Below are 22,863 nucleotides of genomic sequence, written 5' to 3' on the forward strand. Positions count from 1 at the left end.
ACTCTCGTTCTACCTTCCAGTATCTTAACTTTCAAGACTATCATCTATTGCTACATCTGTAGCAGTTGCTTTCTTCTTTGTTCCTTTAATTTCACCTGTCGATGTATCCACATTTTGAATATATACTACACGTTGAGGATATGGAATATCGATGCCATATTTATCAAAGGCATCTTTTACATCAGACATAATGCTATATTGAACATCGAGGAAATCCTTCGACTTAACACGAGCATAAGCAGCAATTCGTACAGAATTATCTCCAAATTCAGAGATACCTATTTCCATATTCTTCGGATTAAGGACACGTTTATCTGCTGCAAAAATATTTTTTAAGATTTTTATTGCTTCATGATGATCATTATTATAACCAATGTCAAATGTAAATGGGATAACACGTTCTGTAGTATAAACAATGTTAGTTACAGCTTGTGATGTAAGAAGAGAGTTAGGTATGTATACATTCTTTTGATCTTTTGTAGTAATAACTGTATACATAAATTGGATTGATTTAACACTGCCGACTACATCACCCACCTGAATAACGTGACCCGCTCTAAAAGGTTTGAAGATAAGAATTAATAAACCAGATGCTAAGTTAGAAAGGTTATTCTGTAAGGCAAGACCAATACCTAAACCAAACGCACCAAAAGCAGCTATAAAGGATGTTGTAGGAATACCGATTTGGTTTAAGCAAATCAATACTAACCCTACTAGCAAAGCATAATTAATAATTTGAGTGATAAAGCTCATCGCTGCTGAGTCATAGGAAGCTTTTGTCATAATGCGCACCGCAAAAGCTTTTACCCATTTAATAGCATATCGCCCTATCCAAAATAAAATTAGTGCTAATAAAATATTTCCAGCTTGTGCAAAAAACCAGTCCCTAATTTGAATTAATATATTAGCGTCTTTAAAAAGAAATTCAGAAACAGCACTTAAGAAATTAGCCATAGTAACCATCCATAATATAAATCTATACAATCACAAATATACGTCTCAACATAATAGCAATATAATAACGGTAAATATATATGCTATAATTTTACATATGCATTTGCAATACGATAATAAAGATATTATATCGTTATATTCCATATATAACAATCATAAAACTAGGGAGACTTACATGTTCAAAAATCTATACGAAGCACCCCAAGAGCTCGCTACTGGAGGCTATGTAACTAGAGAGTTACACTCCGTTACGGTACACTTTGACGATATCCACTATTCTCTTTCGAGCGGACAATTAAATGGTGGCTATCACCATACGCTAGCGGTACGCAACCAACAGCTAACATATCAAATCGAAACAGAAAAAGATTTACCCGGTGGCTCTGTAGCCGATTATTTGGCTCAAGAATTTGAACATATTGATACTCCTGTTCATTTTAGTACAGCACTTCTCACGTCTGCCACAATGCATCTACACGCCTATGCCAAAGTTGAAGAACATGATACTATTGTGGAAACTATCGTGACTGCAGGCTATGAAAAAACGGCACATCGCGCAGGTACAGGCTATTGTTACGAAGAGCGTGATGGAGACTTCATAGTGCCAGGCACAATTAATATTCTCGTATTTACAAATAAAGCTTTAACAGATAGCGCTATGGTAAAAGCTATTATGACGATTACCGAGGCCAAAACAGCAGCCCTACAAGATTGGAATGTTGAAAGTGTACGCCTCCATCCGTTTATTAATGAAGACATTCCTGATGCAATTACAAAAGAACGCAAAACATCTGCCACAGGTACCTCTACAGATGGTATCATCCTCACCATCGATACAAATGGAGATATCTTAACAGATGCTGGTTCCTTCTCATTATTTGGAGACACCTTAGCCAAGGCTGTCTATGTAGGCGTACAAAGAGCACTAGAAAATGCTATCGGCGCTGAATAGACCTATCATGTGATATCCAAAAACATCTAGAATGATACCCCAAAAATTATCATTCAACTCCCAATCATATACGAAAAATATAATACAAATGGAAAACCGCACATCCTAGGCGATCGGAATGTGCGGTTTATTGCATATAAAACTGTTAAATACAGTATAATTCTTGAAAATGAATATCAAATTAAATTTTGAGATATTTTCTCAACTTTTTATTGAATTAATTATTGGATCAAAGAATCATTATGTTCCATGAATATTATGTGCTTTTAATAATCATAGAAAAATTGTTGTAACTTTTTAAGATTTTTAGTTTTTGTAAGCCCTAGCATCAATAAAATACGCGCTTTTTGTGGACTTAAAGTATCACATACTAGATAGTTTGCCAGTGCATCTTGTGGCACTGCAGATACCATGCCACTACCGGTACGAGAAGCACGTACCGTTGGAAACTTTGTATTCTGTGTAATTTGACGTACATTTTGTGGGATTGTACCATGACCAAGACCTGTTAAGATCAAACCGTCAGGATTTGTAGCAACTACACTCATAGGCACCATATCATCCATACCACCATAGCAGGTCATTATAACTACACGAGGTAACTCAGACAATTTACTCACATCAAATACAGAGTCTTGCGTATGTCGGCGAGTAGACACTTTATAATAGTGGGCAAAACCATCTTGTACAATACCAAGATGCCCCACTAATGGACTATCAAAAGTCGCTACATTAGTAGTGTTGCATTTAGATACATCCCTTGCCCCATCAATGTAGCCATTTAATACGACTATCACACCTTTACCTACAGACGATGGTGTTCTCGCTACTTGGATAGCTTGCAATAAATTAATTGGCCCATCTGCACTAATAGCACCTGCGGGTCTCATAGATCCAGTAATAACAATTGGCTTGTCTGTATGAACTGTCAGATTCAGAAAATATGCCGTCTCCTCCATGCTATCTGTGCCATGAGTAATAACAACACCACCGATATCATCTCGATTAACCAATTTTTGCACCAACTTAGAAAGTTCTAACCAGTGATTTACCGTAATATCGGAGCTTTCAATATTACTAAACTGAGTATATGTATAAGGACCATACGGTTTTGTACCAGGTACGGAGGCTAAGATTTCGTCAAGTCCTAACACCCCTGCCGTATAGCCTGTTAAATCAGTATTTGAAGTACCTTTTCCTGCAATAGTTCCTCCAGTACCAATCAAAGCGATTTTTGTATCCATATTACCTCCACTATAAAACTATAAAATAATTATTGTTATTAAATTTAAACTAAGTACGATTCAATAAGGCTGGTCAATAATGGGCAGTCTTATTATATTCTAAAAAATTATTTTATCTTATTTTATGGCTTCGCCCCTATAGATTCATGGATTCATCTCTATAAATCGAGATTTCTGCCTTATCAATTAAAGCTTTGGGTCAAATGATGGCATCAACTCCAATTTATGTTTATTAATTCGATTCAGATGATCTATTCGCTCTTTTGTTGGCTGATCTTCAATTTCACCAGTTCTGATATAACGATCCAGTATAGCATAGGTAAATCCCAATTTATCCTCATCTGACTGACCACTAAGACCATCACTTGGCACCTTATCAACTAAATATGATGGAATATCAAGAAGCTTGCCTATTTGACGAACCTCTTCTACCACGAGTTGAGCGAGAGGGCTAAAATCACCTGCACTATCTCCGTATTTTGTAGAATATCCTACGTAGTCTTCAGAACCATTACAAGTATTGGCTACACGAGCACCATTTGGCAAATTTTGCCCTACTGCATAGAGCGTTGTCATTCGAAGGCGAGGCGGTGTATTGATAATTGCATCCTTGGCTAAATCAGTTCTCCCCGTTACAACATCATATCCCTTAGCTTGAACGATAGCATGAGTTAGCGCCTCATAGGCAGCACCAATGTTAACTGTCATGTGAGGAATTCCTAAATGATTCACCACTGCCTGAGCATCATCAATATCCGATTGCACTCCATTTGGCATAAGAACACCAACTACGCGATCTGCACCGAGAGCTTCTTTGCAAAGAGCTGCCACGATAGTAGAGTCCTTACCACCTGAAATACCAACTACAGCACTACAGTTAGGACCATTTTCACCAAAATAATCTCGAATCCATTGAATGAGGGCATCCTTTGTAGCTTGTGGATTTTCTAACATAGGCCCTCCTACTTTTTCCGATAAATACGGTTCAATAAATCCATCTTCAATTGATAGTAGCTAGGACTCATATCAAGATAGTGACGATGTGGATTTTCAAAGCGTTGCTCTTCAGGCCAAATTTCATTAGCTAATTGATCTTGCACATATGCTCGAATTTCCTCTAGTGTTGGTAAGTCCACAACTAATTTACCATCCTTGATAATAAGCTGCTTCATCTCTTTAAAAGTACAATTTTCAAAATATAATTCACGCCAAGGTTGCTCAGGATCGATATAACGATATGGTTCCTCTGTATCAGGTACCTCTCTCAACAATGTTAATAGATCTGCAATCGCACGACCTTTATCATTATAAACACGATATACCTTTTTAAGACCTGGATTAGTAATTTTCTCTACACTTTCAGAAATCTTGATACGAGGTTCCCACATACCATCTTTCTCGATGCTAGCAATTTTATATACCGCACCAAATACGGGGTCACTCTTAGAAGTAATGAGGCGTTCCCCTACACCAAAGATATCAATAGGCCCACCTTGTATTAGCAAAGATGTAATTGTATACTCGTCTAGGCTATTTGATGCCATGATTTTACAATCCTCTAAACCTGCATCATCTAGTATGCGCCGTGCTTTTTTAGCCAAATACGCAAGGTCACCAGAATCTAGGCGAATTCCTTTTAAGCGTTTCCCCATTGGCTCCAATACATCCTTTGCTACCTTAATAGCATTGGGCACGCCAGAGTTTAACACATCATAGGTATCAACAAGGAATACTGCATTATTTGGATACACTTCGGCATAGGCTTTGAAAGCATCGTATTCAGAGCCATAGTACATGACCCAACTATGCGCCATAGTCCCACTGACAGGAATGCCAAATTGTTGACCTGCCAAAACGGTTGCAGTGGACTGAACACCGCCAATATAAGCGGCTCTTGCACCATATACAGCAGCGTCTACATTATGTGCACGACGAGCACCAAAGTCAGCCACAATACGCCCATCCGCAGCGCGAACGATGCGATTAGCTTTTGTGGCGATAAGAGATTGATGGTTCATCATAGTAAGTACTGCAGTTTCTATGATTTGTGCATCTATGAGAGGCGCCACAATTGTAATTACAGGTTCATTAGGATAGATGATAGAACCTTCTGGGAAGGCATATACATCACCGGTGAAAGAGAAGTCTTCTAGATATTCTAAAAATTCTTCACTAAAAATACCCTGACTCCGTAAATAAGAGATATCACTTTCATCAAAGTGTAAATTTAAAATGTACTCAACGATTTGTTCAAGTCCACCAAAAATAGCAAAACCGCCCTTGTCTGGATTACGTCTAAAAAACACATCAAATGCGACGCGATCCACATTTTTTAATTTTGTAAAGTAGCCATGTGCCATAGTCATCTCATAAAAATCCATAAGCATGCTAATATTGCGGCTTTCATGTTGCATTAGTTCACCAACCTTCTAAGATCTATAGAAATTTAGTTAATTGTTATTCGTTATTCGTATACCCTCATTATACAATATTATTCCTATATAGCTAGCACCTAGCATAAGCTATCCTAATAATCTTTATTGTGATATAACTATATATATACAATAATAATTTATATAGTTCGTATGTATGAAAGGACCTAGTCTAGACTGTAAAACAAGCGACCATTACGCTATAATATTTTATTTTATATTGTTTTAAAAGCTTTCAATAATACATACATGTCTATTTTACATGAGAATGAAAGGTACCATTATGGAAACAATCGTTCAAGCAAAACGCGTATTAGAAATTTTTAAAGAAATGAGCCAAATCCCTCGTGAGTCCGGCAATGAAAAAAGCATCAGCGATTACATCGTGAACTTTGCTAAAAATTTAGGTCTTGAAGTTCATCAAGACGAAATCTTTAATGTAGTTATCAAAAAAGCTGCATCTCCAGGTTATGAAAACCGTCCATCCATCATTTTACAAGGCCATATTGATATGGTTTGTGTTAAAGACCATGACTCTAACCACGACTTCTCTAAAGATCCAATCGCCAATATCATCGAAGGCGAATGGATGCACGCAGACCATACAACATTAGGTGCCGATAATGGCATGGGTGCTGCTATGATGCTTGCTCTCCTTGAAGATGAAAGCCAACAACATGGACCTATGCAATTATTATTCACTACCAACGAAGAAACTGGTATGGATGGTGCCTTTGCCATTAAAGAAGGTCAAGTAACTGGTGACTACTTACTCAACCTGGATACAGAGGTAGAACATGACTTCACCGTTAGTTGTGCTGGCGGTTGCCACGTACATGTAAAAATTCCATTGTTACGCGATAACAATCAACCAGGCTATGATGCGGGCTTATCCATTACAGTAACCGGCCTCAAAGGGGGACACTCCGGCATCGAAATCAACGAGCAACGAGCCAATGCAAACCAAGTGCTAACCCGTGTACTCTATGATATTCAACAACAATATCCTATTAGCTTAGCGTCTTTTGAAGGTGGCGTAAAACATAATGCAATCCCGTCTAAAGCAGTAGCTGTACTATCCGTACGCTCTGAAGATGTGGCAGCCATTAAAACATTGCTCGCATACCAAGAAAAACAATACCAACACGAATATAGTGTACAGGATCCAGGCCTTACATTTGTAGTTGAAGATGTTCCTACTCCTGAAATAGTATATGCAGAAGACACAACAGAAGCACTTATTACATATATCTATCTTGCACAAGATGGGGTTCATTCTGTAAGTAAGTCTATTCCAAACCTTGTAGAAACATCTAATAATATTGCTATCGTACGTGAAAATCAACATACCATTGAAATACTCATTTCTATTCGTAGTTCCAATAGCAATAGTCTTGAATTCTTAACGAAAAAAATGATGCTTCTTGCAAAAGCACTCGGCGTAGCTGCAGAGCGTACAGGTGGATATCCAGCATGGGAATACGACAAAGGCTCAAAATTGGAAGAACAAGCGATTTCGCTGCATAACGAAATGTTCGATACACCAGCTAATGTAAATGCCATTCACGCAGGCCTCGAATGTGGTTTATTAAAAGGCGTATTGCCAAATACACAGATGATTAGCTTTGGGCCTACTATCGTAAGTCCTCATACACCATCAGAACGCGTTCATTTACCTTCTGTTGAAAATGTATATGTGTACCTCAAAGCATTATTAGCAAAATTACAATAAAATAAATAATTACTATATTTTTGATGTATAATTTGCTATACTATAAGCAAATAACACATCAAGTTACGAGACCCATGTAATAGTGACTCTCCAACCCTCCTACAAGTAATTCAGCCATCTCTCCAACTGAATTATCTTGTAGGAGGGATTTTTTTCATAAAAATTCCTCAACTATATAAATAAATATTTATTCATACAGGAGTATCCTTTCATATATGAACAACATGGAATGCATCGTTTTATTTATAAATAATTATGAATATCAACTACATGTGCCAGTATACTCATATATAGTATATAATCTATAAATTTCAAAAAAGGCTGTTAAACTCTGACTCATTCACTAGTCTCCATATACCCCATAGAGTATTTTCTGTGTTATCTTATAGGTGTATACTGTGTTTACATTATGCAGGAGGTATATATGATTCCAATAGTTATCATATCCGGATTTCTAGGTTCTGGAAAAACAACATTCTTACAACATATACTAAAAGAACATACATCGAAAGATAAAATTCTTATTATAGAAAACGATTTTGGTGAAACTAGCCTCGATGCTGCTAATCTTGCAAAAACAGGGGCCTCAGTCCGTGAAGTAACATCTGGCTGTATTTGCTGTAGCTTACAAGGAAATTTCCAACAGGCACTACTTGATATTCTCCAAAATCACAAAATCGATATGATCTACATCGAGCCATCAGGTGTTAGCAAGCTTAGTGAAATCATCCATACTTGTAACGACGAGGACATTGCAAAATCTGCTTACGTTCACGCATCGATAACGACTGTCGATGCTATGCAAGCACCAATGTTTATCAAAAATTTTGGTCTTTTCTTCAAGGATCAAATCACTCATAGTGATGCGATTTTTTTGAGCCATACAGAAGATATTCAACAAACAAGCATTACGAAACGTATGATTCGCGACCTCGCGCCACATACACCAATCCATGAAGAAGCATGGGATACCATCAGTTTGCGTGATTATATCAAGCGCCTGTATCATTGTCATGATGATCACTGTTTGCACGATGAACATTTATTTATGAGTCATACCTTTAAGGATTTACGTACTCTTAGTCTCACACAGTGGAAAACCATTTTAGAAGGCATGCCTGATACAGTGCTTCGTGCCAAAGGGATTGTACCTACTACAGAAGGCCCACACGAACTTCAGTACGGCACACATTATTGTTCGCTTTCACCTAGTGAAACTAATGACTATAGTTTAGTCGTTATCGGAACAGATTTTAATGTACCAATGGTACATAACGAAGTGTGTCAATCATGATTCCTGTTTATATCGTTACAGGGTTTATTGGATCCGGTAAAAGCACGTTCATAAACAAACAATTACAATACCGAAAAAAGCTAGGCGGTACCGCAATAATCAGCGCCGAAGAAGGCAGTGAGCCTCTTATCAAAGAGCCCTTACAACTCAATGCGGATGAACTCAGTGCCATCGTTCCTAGCGATATCAAGTCTTACGAGTTGATAGCCTGTAAAATTGCAGATTATTTAAAACGACTACAGCCAAAAGAGCTATGGATTGAGTGGAATGGCATGGTAAGCTTTCATCAACTAGAAGCCTTACTATATAGCGATATGTTAAGACACCTAGTACAAATAGAAAAGGTATTATATATTTGTACCGATCAATTTGTTTCAACCATACTCCCTGGTTTAGGTAATGATGTAATGAGTCAATTATACAGCGCAGATTGTATCATAACAGAGTCCGATACACATCACACTTTATTGCGCACCTACAACGGAGAGGCTAAAATTGTAACCACTCCCACCCCTGAAAAAGTGGAGCAGCTGTGCCGAAATTCTACATGGGGACTCATTCCCAATCTATTAGTTATTGGTGTTACAACTTATATACTGTTGGTCACAGCTTTTCGCCATGATATCCCCTATTCCATCCACCAATGCTTTGCTATAATCACGGGTCTCATCATCGAAGCCATCCCATTCCTATTGCTAGGCACGGTAGGCTCAACGATTATTCGCTATTTCGTACCACAACGAGTGCTACTAAAACTGTTAGGCGACCATTCTTGGAAAAGTTATGGGGCTGCTATGGTCAGTGGCTTTGCCTTGCCAATTTGTGACTGTGCTATCATCCCCTTATTCAAGGCACTAATAGACAGAGGTATCCCTTTATCGGTAGCCCTTTTATTTATGCTCGCTAGTCCGATTATAAACCCTATCACTATTCTTTCTACTTGGTATGCATTTCCAGACAATCCTATGCTCTCCGTATGGCGTATCGTTTTAGGATTAGGTGTTGCCTTGTTAGTAGCCCTATCGTTCCGATTCTGGCCTCCAGCCACATCTATATTGAAAGCAAGAGCACCACAGAGTCTTAGCTACGAAGAAATCGTTTTAGAAACAACTAAAACTAAATATATTGATAAAAAAAGATTGTTAATCCATATGGAACAAGAGTTTTCTCAACTCTTATTCTATTTCTCCATGGCGGCAACTGTACTATCTATAGTTCAAGTGTATGGCAAACCTTGGCTTCTCAATGCAGGATTAACCTTGCCAGAATTTACAGCCATTCCAATTTTGCTGATGTTAGCATTCTTCTTCTCAGTCTGCTCTACATCAGATGCTATCATCGGTAAATCCTTGAGCACTTTATTTCCTATTAGCTCCGTAATGGGCTTCCTCATCTTGGGTCCGATGCTAGATATCAAAAATGTATATATATTAAAACAATATATGCCTGCCTCATTTATCATACGATTAAGTATAACAATTGCCGTTATGTCCTACATAGCAGCATTAGTATTCAAATTTTTTCTTAGCTAATTTACAAATTTTTATAATCATTATCTCAGTTCTTAATTAATTAAAAGGAGATGATTTCATGACATTAGGACTGAAAGATCGCTTTTCTATCGTGAAAGGTCTATTGTATCTCACCTTAGGTATCTGCTGTATTTACCTCATTGTGACAGGTCGTTATTTGAACTATATTGCACCACGTTATGAACTTTTACTAGGTATTAGTGGCGTTGCCCTTATTTTAGGAGGTCTAGCGACGATCATTTGGGCGCCTTCAAAATACTACAAGCATAACTGGAAGTCTATCGTTCCGATTATTATTCCCATTATGTTGCTCATCATTCCTCCCGTTCTTGTACCATCAACAGGCGTTCATGGTGCCGCTCGCGTAAACGATGATACTAACAATTTCGACTTTACAAACGATGCTATTGGAGAGGTTGTCACCGTTAACAGTGAAAGTAAAGAGCCAGGGATTTCCAAGGACAAAAAAGAAATCGTTTTGAACTCAGATAATTTCTATCAAACCATTGTAAAGGTTGGATCTAATGTTGATCAATATAAAGACTACACAGTTTATATGACAGGCTATGTAAACCGCGAAGATAATACATTAAAACCTAACGAATTTACTATTTCTCGTATGGCTATGGCTTGTTGTATTGCTGACGTTGCCCCTATTGGCATGACAGCCTATAAAACAGATGGTGATAGCTTACAAAATGAACAATGGGTATCGATTGAAGGTAAGGTTTCTACCCGAGACTTCCACGGTCGTAAACAACCATATGTAGAGATTACAAAAATCAAATCTGCAGAACCTATATTAGGCTATGTATACCCTTAAGAATTACATAAAAAACGAGGCTTAACGCCTCGTTTTTAATAGGAATGATTCTGTTGAATAAAATAATAACGCATATTTCATAGTTCAATGTCTATATGAATCTACAAAAGATTGATGCTTTATAATAGTTATTATATTTATTCTTGTTATTATAATTATAATAATTAAAAACGTTCTATTAGTGCTGTAATTCTTTAATAATTCTCTTACCAAGAGATGCTGCTACAGCGCACAAGAAAATATCTGGACCAACGGGGATTAGGAAGCATGTAATAATAACAGCTTCGACACCAATAGGCTTACCTAAATACAGATTCATAATAAAGTATAGGTACACCATGCCAAGACCATATACAATAAATAGATTTAATATGGATCCAGCTAGCAAACGTTTAAACGATAATGTATCCATTGTCTCTGCAATGCGTCCTACTGCATACGCACCAACCATAAAGCCAATTAAATAACCAAAGGTAGGTTGCAAAATATAACTAGGACCACCACCGGACGTAAAAATAGGAACCCCAACAAGACCTAATATAATATAAATGCCAACACTAGCGGCACCTAAACGACTACCTAAAACCATGCCCGCTAATGTAGTAAATAAGATTTGCAATGTAAACGGACAATTCGGTAATGGGACCCGTATGAAAGCACCAACGGCGATTAGCGCAACAAAAAGTGCTGTCATCGTTAACTGACGGGTGGTAATGTGAGTTTGTTTTGATACAGTAGAGCTCATGGTATACCTCCATTCATAACAGACCTAAGCAGGAATTTGTGCTATCAATGGAGAATAAAAATCCAAGATAACACGAAAACAAACTACTAACTATCTAAATTAAAGCACTTGTATTTTTAATTGTCAACTATAATGATTGACTTTTAGTTTACTATATAGTCTAATATTATATATACTATGTTTTTTGTACTTTTTAATTTTGACTATAGCTAATAGTTATTATCAATAGTTCATAATAACTAAAAGATATACTCATCTTCATACAAAAATCATTTAATTTCATCTTATTTTCATATAACAAGATTAAATTATACGTAAGTAGATTGAGTAAAATCTACTTTCACAAAATCGTAACTAAACGAAAATTATAATTTGGTATCAGGAGGCATTGCTTATGAAAAATGTTAAGAAAGTATCCAAAGTACTATGTGCATTTGGCGTTAGTACAGTATTATTAGCAGGTGTAGTTGGTGCAGCTAGCAACCATGGTTACAACAACCATAGCAACTGGAATGGTGTTGGTAGCGTTGTTCCATCCGCACAAGCTAACTATTCTGTTGATTATATGGGCGCTATTACAGTATTCCAACAACAATTCCCTGGCGCTACTGTAAAATCTATTTCCTATGACGCAAAACACAATCCTTACTATGAAGTAGAAGGTTATTATGGCAACCGTGAAGTAGAAATTAAAGTAGACGAAGCATCTGGTCAAATCGTTGGTAAAGAAGTAAAAGGTTACTCCAAAGCTTCTAAAACAATTAACGTTCAAAACATCATCATTCCTGAAGTAGCTGAAACAAAAGCTATGGAAAAAGTTGGTTCTGATTTCCAAACTATGGATTGGACTGTTGAACGTGAAAACGGCAGAGTTGTATATGAATTCGATATGACAACTGGCGGCGGTAAAAATGCTGAAGTAAAAGTAGACGCTACATCCGGTAAAGTTATTAGCGCTAAAGTTAAAAACACAAAATACTAAGATTTTTCTTTCATCAAGTGAAACCCTATCCTAACCCACTTAGATGACACACTACACATATAACACACATACTATACACACTGTATCCTTTGGATACACTCTCTAACACACTCTCAGAGAGCCCGTAACACTAACCACGGGTTCCCTAAAATCCTATCTCACACAATAGGAAAACGGTCTGTGCTCACACACCACAGACCAAACGTTACACACACTATACTCCCTTAAAGACCTTGGATCATTGAATCCAAGGTCTTTTTATATATCCATTCTATCAAGGTTGTATTACACCTATACAACTTTTTATTCTTATAAAATTAGCACATACTTACAAAAAGACCTCCCAACGGGAGGTCTTTTGTATAAGTTTTATAGGTTTGATAGTTATGTGTTCTATTTCTTAAGCAAAGTTCAGCTTAAGGATGTCATTTGTAAGTTCTGAAAGTTTGATCTATAGTTTTCAAACTAAAGGTGTGAAAGATTAAGCTTTATCTAAAGCTTGTGCTAAGTCTTCGATGATGTCATCTACATTTTCAAGACCGATAGACAAACGAATCATGTCTGGTGTTACGCCAGCAGATTTTTGTTGTTCTTCGTTAAGTTGTGCATGTGTTGTGGATGCAGGATGGATAACAAGAGATTTAGCATCTGCTACGTTGGCAAGGTTGGAGAAGATTTCCAAGGAGTCAACAAGTTTAATACCTGCTTCTTTACCACCTTTTACGCCGAATGTGAATACAGCACCAACACCTTTAGGGAAGTATTTATCAGCTAATGCTTTGTATTTGCTGTCTTCTAATTCTGGATAGCTTACCCATGCTACCTTAGGATGTTTGCTTAAGAAATCTACTACTTTACGAGTATTTTCAACGTGACGTTCTACGCGCAAAGACAATGTTTCGATACCTTGCAAGATTTGCCAAGATGCAAGCGGTGTAATGCATGCACCAGTATCGCGAAGTAATTGAGCACGAATTTTTACAGTGAATGGGATTGGCAAATCACCAAATACTAATCCATTGTAGTGTTCGTCACCTTCGGAGAAGCCAGGGTATTTACCAGAACCTTTATAGTCGAATTTACCAGATTCTACAACTACGCCAGCCAATGTTGTACCGTGACCACCAAGGTATTTAGTAGCAGAGTGTACAACTACGTCAGCACCATGTTCTAATGGACGGAATAAGTATGGAGATGCAAATGTATTGTCTACAATCAAGATGATATTGTGTTTATGTGCAATATCAGCTATGGCTTGTACATCGATAAGATTAATACCAGGGTTACCAATAGATTCGATATAAACGGCTTTAGTCTTTTCATCGATAGCTGCTTCAAATTCTTCCAAATGATCCGGATTTACGAATTTAGTTTGAATCCCCAAACGAGGCAATGTAGCAGTAAACAAATTATAAGTACCACCATACAATGTGGATGCAGCAACAATATTATCACCAGCATCTGCTACATTTAAAATAGAGTACGTAACCGCTGCAGAACCAGATGCTACTGCAATACCAGCAGCACCGCCTTCAAGTTGTGCAACACGAGCATCCAACACATCTGTAGTAGGATTACCAAGGCGAGAGTAAATACTACCAGGATTAGTCAATGCAAAACGACCCGCTGCTTCCTCAGCATCTTTAAATACGAAAGATGTAGTTTGATAAATCGGTACTGCACGAGAACCTGTTGGATCCACCGTATGACCAGCGTGTAATTGTAATGTTTCAAATCTGTATTGTTTACTCATTATAATAACTCCTTTATATTAACTATATTTTAAGTTCGTTCTTTATGCCTAGTATATTACTATGCTTTAAAAGTTATGTCTACTATTTTTTATATTCTTTTCTCCATAACTTTAAACTATGGTGGACAAAGGAGGATAAAAGCTTTTACCAAAACCGCTAAAGCGAACTAAGTCATTTATGAGAAATAAAATCCCCTAATTACTTTCAAAGAACTAGCTCCCTTGAGAGATGTTAGAAGTAATTAGGGGTACATAGTACTAACAATAGATTAGAAATAAGTACTTACGTTTAGATGTAAGCGCCTAAATTTTTATCCCGTTCAAATTTCATTTTTTGGATTTGTTCAATGATGTACGGTGTTTCTTGGTATACATAGTAGTTTAACCAGTTTGTAAATAAAAGTGTACTTACAGAGCGCCAGCGCACGATTGGACGTTGTTTCGGATCATTATCTGGGAAGTAGTTTTCAGGAACCGCAATATCCATACCTTTTTTGATATCCCGCACGTACTCACGGTTAAGTGTATCCCAATCGTATTCGGCATGACCAAATACAAAGATATGTTTATTATCTAAACTACGAACGATAGCGGCTCCTGTTGGTTCAGACCCAGCCAAGAGTTCCAAGTCACGATTTTCCTTAATTTGTTGCAACGAAACTGTGGTATGCCGTGAGTGTGGCATCCAAAACTTTTCATCAAATCCACGCATGAGCACTGGTCGATCATTATAAATATCGTGTTCGTAAACACCAAATAATTTCTCATCCATAATGGATTTATTAATACCAAAGTGATGATATAAGCCAGCTTGAGCACCCCAACAGATATAAAACGTAGAGTAAACGTGCTCTTCACCCCAATTCATGATTTCTACGAGTTCAGACCAATAGTCTACCTCTTCAAAAGGCATTAGCTCAACAGGAGCACCGGTAATAATCATACCATCAAAGAACTGGTCTTTTACTTCATCAAAGGTGCGGTAGAAGGTTTCTAAATATTGTTCATCTGTATTTTTAGCCTTACGAGATGCAGTATGCAACAATGTTAAATTAACTTGCAATGGGCTATTACTGAGAGCACGCAAAATTTGCGTTTCCGTCACTTCTTTAGTAGGCATCAAATTGACTAGCAAAATTTGCAAAGGTCGGATCTGTTGATTCTCCGCCCGTTCAGTATCCATAACGAAAATATTCTCTTGAGCTAATTTCGTAATGGCCGGTAAATTTTTTATTACTTTAATAGGCATAATATCACCTCTACACACTAAACAATTTGATAACCTAATCTAAATAATTTAACTAAGCTAGTTAAAAACCTCTCGCCTCATAGGCACGGCGCCAAGATTCGAGCCCTTCTTCTAATATTTTACGAGGACAAGCAACATTAATGCGTTCAAAGTCCTCCCCATCGATGCCAAACATAGAACCCGTATCGAGCCATAGCTTGGCATCATTAACGATCCATTCATCTCGCTCTTTAGGGCTCAGAGGCAATTGAGAACAATCTAGCCACATGAGATATGTCCCTTCAGGCCGATACACATGGATTTTTGGCATATATTTTGCTATATAGTCGATGGTGAATTGAATATTATCTTGAATATATTCTTTCAATTCATCAAGCCAAGGAGCCCCTACTTTGTAGGCCCCTTCACAGCCCACAATCCCCATCGTGTTCAATTGGCTATAACCAGCACGGTCGATTTCTTTGATGAAACGGCGGCGTAAGGAATCATTAGGAATGAAAATATTACTTACTTGTAAGCCTGCAATGTTAAAAGTCTTACTAGGCGCTGTACATACAACACAGTGTTCTGCATAACTTTCACCAAGGTCCGCAAATACCTTGTGCGTATGCCCTTTCCATACAAAATCCGCATGAATTTCATCGCTCACAATGAGCACATTATATTTAATACAAATATCGCCGAGGCGTTTCAGCTCGTCCTCAGTCCACACGCGTCCTACCGGATTATGGGGGTTACACAAGAGGAATAATGTTATATTCTCCTCAATGATTGCTCGCTCAATGCCTTCAAAGTCGATAGTATATCTCTCTTCGTCTTTGATGAGTGGCACATTGATAAGACGCCGATTGTTGTCATCAATAACCATACTAAATGGGTAGTACACTGGTTGGTTGATGAGCACGCCCTCACCTTCCTTGGTGAAAGCTCGAACCGCCATCGCCAAGGCAAATACTATACCTGGCGTTTTAACGAGCCATTTTTGTTCTGGAGTCCAATTGAAACGTGTAGCAAACCAATTTTTCAACACATCGAAATACTCATCATCAGACTCGGTATAACCAAATACGCCATGGTTTACGCGGTCTAATAAGATTTGCTTCAATTCAGGGGGAATTTCAAAATCCATATCCGCTACCCAGAATGGCAACACATCAGCTGGTTTACCGCGCTTAACAGCAAAATCATATTTTAAAGATTTCGTGTGCGTTCTATCTAAAATTTGATCAAAGTTATATTGTCCCATAGGAACTCCTTTATTTATTGAAAGCTTGTTCCAAGTCTGCAATCAAGTCTTCTGTATCTTCGATGCCTACAGATAAACGTAATAAACGACGTGTAATGCCTTTGCGTTCTGCATCTTCCGGTTTTAAGTCTGGATGTGTTTGCGTTACAGGGTATGTCAACAAGGATTCTGTACCACCAAGACTTTCAGCGAATTGAATAAGCTCAATCCCTTCTAATACTTGTTTAGCTGTTTCTTCGCTATCTACTTCAAAGGATAGCATGCCGCCAAAGCCAGTTGTTTGGGCCTTATTGATTTCATAACCAGGATGTTCTGGAAGGCCTGGGAACAAAACTTTAGTTACTTTTGGTTGTTCTTTTAGCCATTCAGCAAGAGCAATGGCATTCTTTTGATGTTGCTCCATGCGTAGAGCCAATGTTTTTACACCGCGAATGACGAGCCAGCTATCCATAGCAGATAAACATGCACCTACGGTTTTGTACGTTAAACGCAATTTTGCCGCGATTTCTTCGTCTTTTACAATAGTAAAACCAGAGATTACATCGTGATGACCACCAATAAATTTTGTACCACTATGAACGACAATATCGGCACCCAAGGTCAATGGCTTTTGGAAATATGGGCTCAAGAAGGTATTGTCGATGATCACTAGCGCATTACGTTCATGCGCCAACGCACAGAGTGCACGAATATCGGTTATTTCCATCATAGGATTTGTTGGAGTTTCAATATATACAGCCTTTGTATTCGGTTTGAAAGCCGCTTTCACTGCATCAAGATCAGAGGTACCTACATAAGTGAACTCGATGCCGTTTTGTTCGTAAATATTTGTGAACATACGGATAGAGCCACCATATAAATCATCGCCCAAGATGGTATGATCTCCAGGAGAGAATAGATGGAATATTGCGTCCACAGCTGCCATACCGGAGGAAAACGCCAATGCATCTATCCCCTCTTCAAGGTCCGCAATTAGTTGCTCCAAACGGTCGCGCGTTGGATTAGACTCGCGCGAATATTGATAACCTGTTGTATCACCCAACTTTGGATGAGAGAACGTACTAGACATATAAATTGCAGGGGAAATCGCGCCGGTATCATCCGGTTTACCACTGCCATGAACGCATTTTGTATTAAACTTCATTCCAATCAACTCCTCATATTTGTATACAATATGTTAATTATAAGAGTAGACAATGATTACGGTCAACAAAAATGGGCACTCATACGTCTTGAGTGCCCTTAAAAGGTCATATATATTTTGAATGGGTTGTCATAACTATAAGTTAAGTTCACCTAATATTTAGTGCGTTTTGTAATAAGTAATGCCAAAATTATACCTAATGATGAAGTTACCAATTGTGGCCAACTAGATACAAACAACATGGTATTTACAATCTTTGGTGGAAATTGGAATAAGGAGAAGAACAAGGAATACCCACCAAAGAGTACGCCGGCTTTTACCAAAGCCGCCACAATAATAAGTATAAGCTTTGGCTTATGTTGTAACCAATGTGCCACAAATACATACGCTGTCGTGCCAAGAGCCGTAATCAAAATGAACGGCGGTAGCGGTAACATACCTTGTAAATGCGCTACTACCGGAGCAATCCAAGCGATAACAAGACCATTCTTCCAACCATAGCGCCACGTCGCTAAAACAAATGTAGCAGATGTAATGGAACCGATGAGGAACATGCTCACTTGGTTTGGAATAAATGGAAACATAAGGCGCAAGCTTTGCGCCAATAAGGCAACGGCCAACAAGAGACCTGTGCCCGTAATAGATTTTGTAGACATAAGAACCTCCTACTATACGATATAGATTTTACAAGAGGTACCTACCTCACATTTAAAATTAAGCCTCTACAAAGTATAGACGTGCTCGATCATATACCCAATTATAAATATAAGTATAACCTAATATGACTAATGTCATCGTTATATCTGTAGCGAAGGCCATCCAAAAACTCATATGCATCATGTACATAATAATAGGCACTGTGGCAAGCATAAACAAACCTTCAAACAACACTGCATGAATTGTGCGGATTACAGGCCCTCGCGCTAATCGGTCACCTGGTACTAGTTTATCAAATATCCAGTTAAACACAAAATTCCAAACCATCGCCAACAAGGAAAAAATAATCATCAAGACCAAAGGCTGCCCCTCATGCGGAACAAACTGCATCACCAAACAGCCAATCAAAACACAGCCCAGCTCATATAAAACCGACTGTACAACACGCTCTGTAGCAGACATAATAATAAACTACCTCCATCAGAAAACTCAAAAAAAGATATTTACTATCATATCAATATTATATTATATTTATTTTCTTAGATTTGTCGAGTTCTGTCGAGTTTTGCCATTTTCGGATATAAAGGAAGCTACTCGTAGTGTTCTTTAAACTCGACTTGCTACTCCCGAAGTGACTATTGCCATTTTAAGATAAAAAGAAGCCGCATTGTATCTACTAAGCAACTTACCCACTTGAAGTGAGTATTGCCATTTTAAGATAGAAGAAGCCGCCATATGTCTGTCCAGCGACTTGCAGCGAATGGAGCGCAGAGAGACATATGGCGGCGGAAAGCCTATCCTAAAAGTGGCATTACGAACTGAATCCATGGAATCCCCACCACGATAAATATCGCAAGGTAGATAATCCCAAAGATAGCGCCTAATTTCCAGAATTCAGGCCCTTTGTTATAGCCACTAGCAAACCAGATTGGACTGTGACCAGTACCATATGGTGTAAGGATACCCATAATACCCATTGGTACTAAAAGAATTAACATAACTTGAGCTGGATCAACACCAGGAATTTGAAGAATTAGAGTAGCAAACAAGCCTACCATAGCTGTTACATAAGCAGTGCCAGAAGCAAAGAAGTAACGAAGTAAGCAAAATGCTAATAACAAGCCAAGAACTGCCATTGTAGGATCTAAAGAAACCAAAGAATCACCAGCAGATTTAGCAAGCCAGTCTAAGAAACCTACATTTTTAAGGCCAGAAGCCATAGGTACGAGTGTAGCAAACCAAGTCAAAACATTCCATGCTGGTTTGTTAGCAAGGAAGTCTTGCCATGTCATAATCTTAGTGAAAATCATCAAGATAATAACAATCAAAGCTGTTGTTGTAGGGTTTACTTTGAATGTAGAAGCACCAATCCACAACACAAGAGCCAACACGGAAATCAAGGCCATGAAAATTTCACTGCGTGTCATGGAACCTAATTTCTTATATTCATCCCTTGCCCATGCTGCAATTTCAGGGGACCCTTTTACCTCCGGTTTACAGAATACATAGGTCAATAATGGTGTGATGATAAATAGTATAATACCCACTGGCAAGAATGCTAGGAACCATGTGCCCCAGTTGGCAGCTACGATACCCGACTTTGCAGACAATTCAAGAGCCAATGGATTTGGCGCCGCACCAGTCAAGAAAATAGAGCTAGATACACAAGTTGTTGCCAATGCTACCCAGTTCAAATAGGAACCAATTTTACGAGGATTCTTATCGGGGTAAGAATCGAACATCGGACAAATACTAGATACAATTGGATAAATCGTACCACCAGAACGAGCCGCATTACTTGGAATAAATGGAGCCAACACAAGGTCAGTAATAGCAATAGCATACCCAAGGCCTAAAGAGGACTTTCCAAGCTTGGCTACGAGGAACAATGCAATACGTCGACCAAGACCAGAATTTTCATAACCGATACCGATCATAAATGCTGCGAATATCAACCACACGATAGCATTAGAGAAACCGCTAAGTCCCCAGCTGATAGCTTGGGCATCCGTAATAGCCTTTGCTACACCAGTTGCTTTGTCTATAATAGGTGCTGGACCAACCTTAAATAACATAGATACGGTAACAGCAATGATACCGATGAAAGCTGGTGGCATTGGTTCTAAAATCAACCCCACCACAAGGCCTGCAAAAATACTTACATAAATCCAAGAATTTGCGCTAAGACCTTCAGGAGCACCGATGAGCCATACAAGAATAGCTACTACAAGCGGTGCAAATAATTTCCAATTCAACTTCATTAAGAACACTCCTTACTAAAAATAAAACTGCAAAATTGCTAATACAGTATAGCAGAATTTTTTTAGTGAGAATATAATATTCGTCATAATACTTATTGATTAATACTAAACTTTTAGTAATAGTTTTTACTAGATATTTTTGGTTTTATACAATACAATATAAATATCGAAAATTATTAATTTAACTAAAATTACTGAAAGGATTTAAATGAAACCTTTTATACGCTATATAAAATCTTTATGGTTTCCAGTCATTATCGTATCAATTCTTTCGTTACTCACCGTGGCAGGCATATTATATATACCAACCTTAACGGCCACAATCATCAACGATGGCGTAGATATTCGCGACGTATCTCGTGAAAGCTTACACAACACGGTAGGCATGGTACTGCAAGATACTTGGATTTTTACCGGCACTATCACAGAACAAGGAACACACCACGAACTCATCAAACGCGGTGGTCACTATAAAGAACTATACGAAAACTATGTGGCAGGAATAAGTATATAAAATTCAGGATTGCCATTAACATCAATGTGAAGGGTTCCATATCCATCATTGATATCTTTCGTCATTTCATATATAGTAACCATAGAAGCAGAATTACTGGTCTGACTACCTGTACCTTTATGTACAGCAGCAGCAGTAATTCTGCTTTTTATTATAATATATAATTTCATATAAATTAAAATCATTAGGTGAAACCCTTATTTTATTCAAACCTTGTTCCGTAGTTAACCTAATAGCACCTAAATCAAACAAATCAAAATCATGTGACGACCCATGACACGCAGCTTGATAGTACTGATAATTATATTGTTTTTGAAGCTTGTCTAAATCTTTTTCGTTTAGTATACTATTGTTAATCATAAACTGATTAACACTCATTTGTCCGCTTGATTGGACGTTATTGACTGTTAATTGGTTTATTTTTTGTATTACCATACAATAGAATTATAGGAAAAAAGAACCACCGATAAGCTGCAACTTATCGGTGGTTCTCTTATTTATTCACCTTTTGGTACGAACCATAGGCCGTTATTATTTTTCTCCATGTAGTCTTTGAATTCTTGAGATTGGTAAGCTGCTACAATGTCTTTTGCCCATTGTGCATCTTTATTTTTCTCGTTAACTACTACTTGTAACAACCATTGTGGCAATACATCTTCGTTAGCCAACGCTGATTTTGGATCAATTTTTGCATTATAAATGATAGCACCGGTAATAACAATATAGTCGAAATCAGTACGTACAGAAGGAATTGTAAGAGATTTCATTTCAGTAAATTTAAGATGTTTAGGATTTTCAATGATATCAGCTTGTGTTACTGTTGCTAAATCTTTGTTAGGATCAAGTTTAATCCAACCGATTTTTTGCAACAATGCATAGGCACGAGCCATGTTAGATGCATCATTTGGTACTGCAATAGTATCACCATCTGCCACTTGGTCTAAAGAGGTTTTAGAACCGCTAAAGATACCTGCTGGCACCGTTGGAATTGGAGTCAACGCTACAAGATGACCATTTTGTTTTTCGTTGAAGTTTTTCATGTATGCTGTATGTTGTTCAACGTTGAAATCTACTTCACCATCGCTCAACACTTGGTCCGCTTGTACCAAATCAGACATATCTACACCTTTAAAGGTATAGCCTTGTTTTTCCAAAATTGGTTTTACACCTTTTTCAAATAGTTCAGAGTAAGGGCCTTGAGACTTACTATAGGATAATTCCTTTTTAGCACCATTATCGCTATTATTGGAACCGCAGCCTGCGATAAAAGCTACGCTAAATACTAATGCCGCGCCAAGGGCAAGAAGTTTTTTAAATTTCATAGTACATTCTCCTATACTTTCACAATC

The 22,863-nt window shown here is 37.8% G+C and carries 20 protein-coding genes and 1 pseudogene; 7 read left to right on the top strand and 14 right to left on the bottom strand.

Going from position 1 to position 22,863, the window contains the following annotated elements; genetic code table 11:
- Positions 1 to 24: 24 nt before the first annotated feature.
- Entirely contained in the window at positions 25 to 954 is a 930-nt protein-coding gene (locus NE668_RS04705) for a mechanosensitive ion channel family protein (RefSeq protein WP_021147709.1), read from the bottom strand.
- A 175-nt stretch (positions 955 to 1,129) separates the two neighbouring features.
- Here NE668_RS04705 and NE668_RS04710 point away from each other — a divergent pair, with 175 nt between their 5' ends.
- Positions 1,130 to 1,906: an adenosylcobinamide amidohydrolase gene (locus tag NE668_RS04710; RefSeq protein ID WP_021147708.1), complete on the top strand. Its 777-nt coding sequence runs from the start codon at positions 1,130 to 1,132 to the stop codon at positions 1,904 to 1,906.
- Between the two features lie 266 nt (positions 1,907 to 2,172).
- Here NE668_RS04710 and NE668_RS04715 read toward each other — a convergent pair whose 3' ends face one another.
- From NE668_RS04715 to NE668_RS04725, 3 genes are all read right to left on the bottom strand, one after another.
- Complete coding sequence (locus NE668_RS04715) at positions 2,173 to 3,150, bottom strand: asparaginase (protein ID WP_195394469.1); 978 nt, start codon at positions 3,148 to 3,150, stop codon at positions 2,173 to 2,175.
- 186 nt (positions 3,151 to 3,336) lie between these two features.
- Positions 3,337 to 4,104: an NAD(+) synthase gene (nadE, locus tag NE668_RS04720; RefSeq protein ID WP_227037730.1), complete on the bottom strand. Its 768-nt coding sequence runs from the start codon at positions 4,102 to 4,104 to the stop codon at positions 3,337 to 3,339.
- An 8-nt stretch (positions 4,105 to 4,112) separates the two neighbouring features.
- Positions 4,113 to 5,564 carry a nicotinate phosphoribosyltransferase gene (locus tag NE668_RS04725; RefSeq protein WP_227037729.1) on the bottom strand — a complete coding sequence of 484 codons (1,452 nt, stop codon included), beginning with the start codon at positions 5,562 to 5,564 and terminating at the stop codon, positions 4,113 to 4,115.
- A gap of 301 nt (positions 5,565 to 5,865) precedes the next feature.
- Between NE668_RS04725 and NE668_RS04730 the strand changes: the two genes are divergently transcribed.
- The 4 genes from NE668_RS04730 (at position 5,866) to NE668_RS04745 (ending at position 10,963) form a co-directional block, all read left to right on the top strand.
- Positions 5,866 to 7,314: an aminoacyl-histidine dipeptidase gene (locus NE668_RS04730; RefSeq protein WP_227037890.1), complete on the top strand. Its 1,449-nt coding sequence runs from the start codon at positions 5,866 to 5,868 to the stop codon at positions 7,312 to 7,314.
- A 424-nt stretch (positions 7,315 to 7,738) separates the two neighbouring features.
- Entirely contained in the window at positions 7,739 to 8,608 is an 870-nt protein-coding gene (locus tag NE668_RS04735; RefSeq protein ID WP_227037727.1) for a CobW family GTP-binding protein, read from the top strand.
- Positions 8,605 to 10,140, top strand: a complete 1,536-nt coding sequence (locus NE668_RS04740; RefSeq protein WP_227037725.1) for a permease — start codon at positions 8,605 to 8,607, stop codon at positions 10,138 to 10,140. Before NE668_RS04735 ends, NE668_RS04740 begins: the two co-directional genes overlap by 4 nt.
- 58 nt (positions 10,141 to 10,198) lie before the next feature.
- Complete coding sequence (locus tag NE668_RS04745; protein WP_004697866.1) at positions 10,199 to 10,963, top strand: TIGR03943 family putative permease subunit; 765 nt, start codon at positions 10,199 to 10,201, stop codon at positions 10,961 to 10,963.
- A gap of 178 nt (positions 10,964 to 11,141) precedes the next feature.
- On the opposite strand, the gene NE668_RS04750 is transcribed toward NE668_RS04745, so the two are convergent.
- Entirely contained in the window at positions 11,142 to 11,708 is a 567-nt protein-coding gene (locus NE668_RS04750) for a biotin transporter BioY (RefSeq protein WP_004693921.1), read from the bottom strand.
- 394 nt (positions 11,709 to 12,102) lie between these two features.
- Here NE668_RS04750 and NE668_RS04755 point away from each other — a divergent pair, with 394 nt between their 5' ends.
- Positions 12,103 to 12,690: a PepSY domain-containing protein gene (locus tag NE668_RS04755; RefSeq protein ID WP_004693923.1), complete on the top strand. Its 588-nt coding sequence runs from the start codon at positions 12,103 to 12,105 to the stop codon at positions 12,688 to 12,690.
- Positions 12,691 to 13,171: 481 nt separating this feature from the next.
- Here NE668_RS04755 and NE668_RS04760 read toward each other — a convergent pair whose 3' ends face one another.
- The 7 genes from NE668_RS04760 to NE668_RS04790 form a co-directional block, all read right to left on the bottom strand.
- Positions 13,172 to 14,443: an O-acetylhomoserine aminocarboxypropyltransferase/cysteine synthase family protein gene (locus NE668_RS04760; RefSeq protein ID WP_227037723.1), complete on the bottom strand. Its 1,272-nt coding sequence runs from the start codon at positions 14,441 to 14,443 to the stop codon at positions 13,172 to 13,174.
- Between the two features lie 289 nt (positions 14,444 to 14,732).
- Positions 14,733 to 15,692, bottom strand: a complete 960-nt coding sequence (metA, locus tag NE668_RS04765) for a homoserine O-acetyltransferase MetA (protein ID WP_004697897.1) — start codon at positions 15,690 to 15,692, stop codon at positions 14,733 to 14,735.
- A gap of 61 nt (positions 15,693 to 15,753) precedes the next feature.
- Positions 15,754 to 16,938: a MalY/PatB family protein gene (locus NE668_RS04770; RefSeq protein WP_227037721.1), complete on the bottom strand. Its 1,185-nt coding sequence runs from the start codon at positions 16,936 to 16,938 to the stop codon at positions 15,754 to 15,756.
- Between the two features lie 10 nt (positions 16,939 to 16,948).
- Positions 16,949 to 18,082: a trans-sulfuration enzyme family protein gene (locus tag NE668_RS04775; protein WP_227037719.1), complete on the bottom strand. Its 1,134-nt coding sequence runs from the start codon at positions 18,080 to 18,082 to the stop codon at positions 16,949 to 16,951.
- Between the two features lie 152 nt (positions 18,083 to 18,234).
- Positions 18,235 to 18,738: an ECF transporter S component gene (locus NE668_RS04780; protein WP_227037718.1), complete on the bottom strand. Its 504-nt coding sequence runs from the start codon at positions 18,736 to 18,738 to the stop codon at positions 18,235 to 18,237.
- A gap of 58 nt (positions 18,739 to 18,796) precedes the next feature.
- Entirely contained in the window at positions 18,797 to 19,201 is a 405-nt protein-coding gene (locus NE668_RS04785) for a PACE efflux transporter (protein WP_227037715.1), read from the bottom strand.
- Between the two features lie 332 nt (positions 19,202 to 19,533).
- Positions 19,534 to 21,000 carry a DASS family sodium-coupled anion symporter gene (locus NE668_RS04790; protein ID WP_105086923.1) on the bottom strand — a complete coding sequence of 489 codons (1,467 nt, stop codon included), beginning with the start codon at positions 20,998 to 21,000 and terminating at the stop codon, positions 19,534 to 19,536.
- Positions 21,001 to 21,208: 208 nt separating this feature from the next.
- Here NE668_RS04790 and NE668_RS04795 point away from each other — a divergent pair.
- Positions 21,209 to 21,430: pseudogene (locus NE668_RS04795) on the top strand (hypothetical protein); the annotation flags it as partial.
- Positions 21,431 to 21,489: 59 nt separating this feature from the next.
- Here NE668_RS04795 and NE668_RS04800 read toward each other — a convergent pair.
- Together NE668_RS04800 and NE668_RS04805 are read right to left on the bottom strand one after the other, a co-directional pair.
- Positions 21,490 to 21,699 (bottom strand): hypothetical protein, encoded by a 210-nt coding sequence (locus tag NE668_RS04800; protein WP_012863840.1) that lies wholly within the window; start codon positions 21,697 to 21,699, stop codon positions 21,490 to 21,492.
- Positions 21,700 to 22,011: 312 nt separating this feature from the next.
- Entirely contained in the window at positions 22,012 to 22,836 is an 825-nt protein-coding gene (locus tag NE668_RS04805; protein ID WP_227037712.1) for a MetQ/NlpA family ABC transporter substrate-binding protein, read from the bottom strand.
- Between the last annotated feature and the right edge of the window lie 27 nt (positions 22,837 to 22,863).

The sequence above is a fragment of the Veillonella parvula genome (genome assembly GCF_024461875.1).
GTDB lineage: Bacteria > Bacillota > Negativicutes > Veillonellales > Veillonellaceae > Veillonella > Veillonella parvula_I.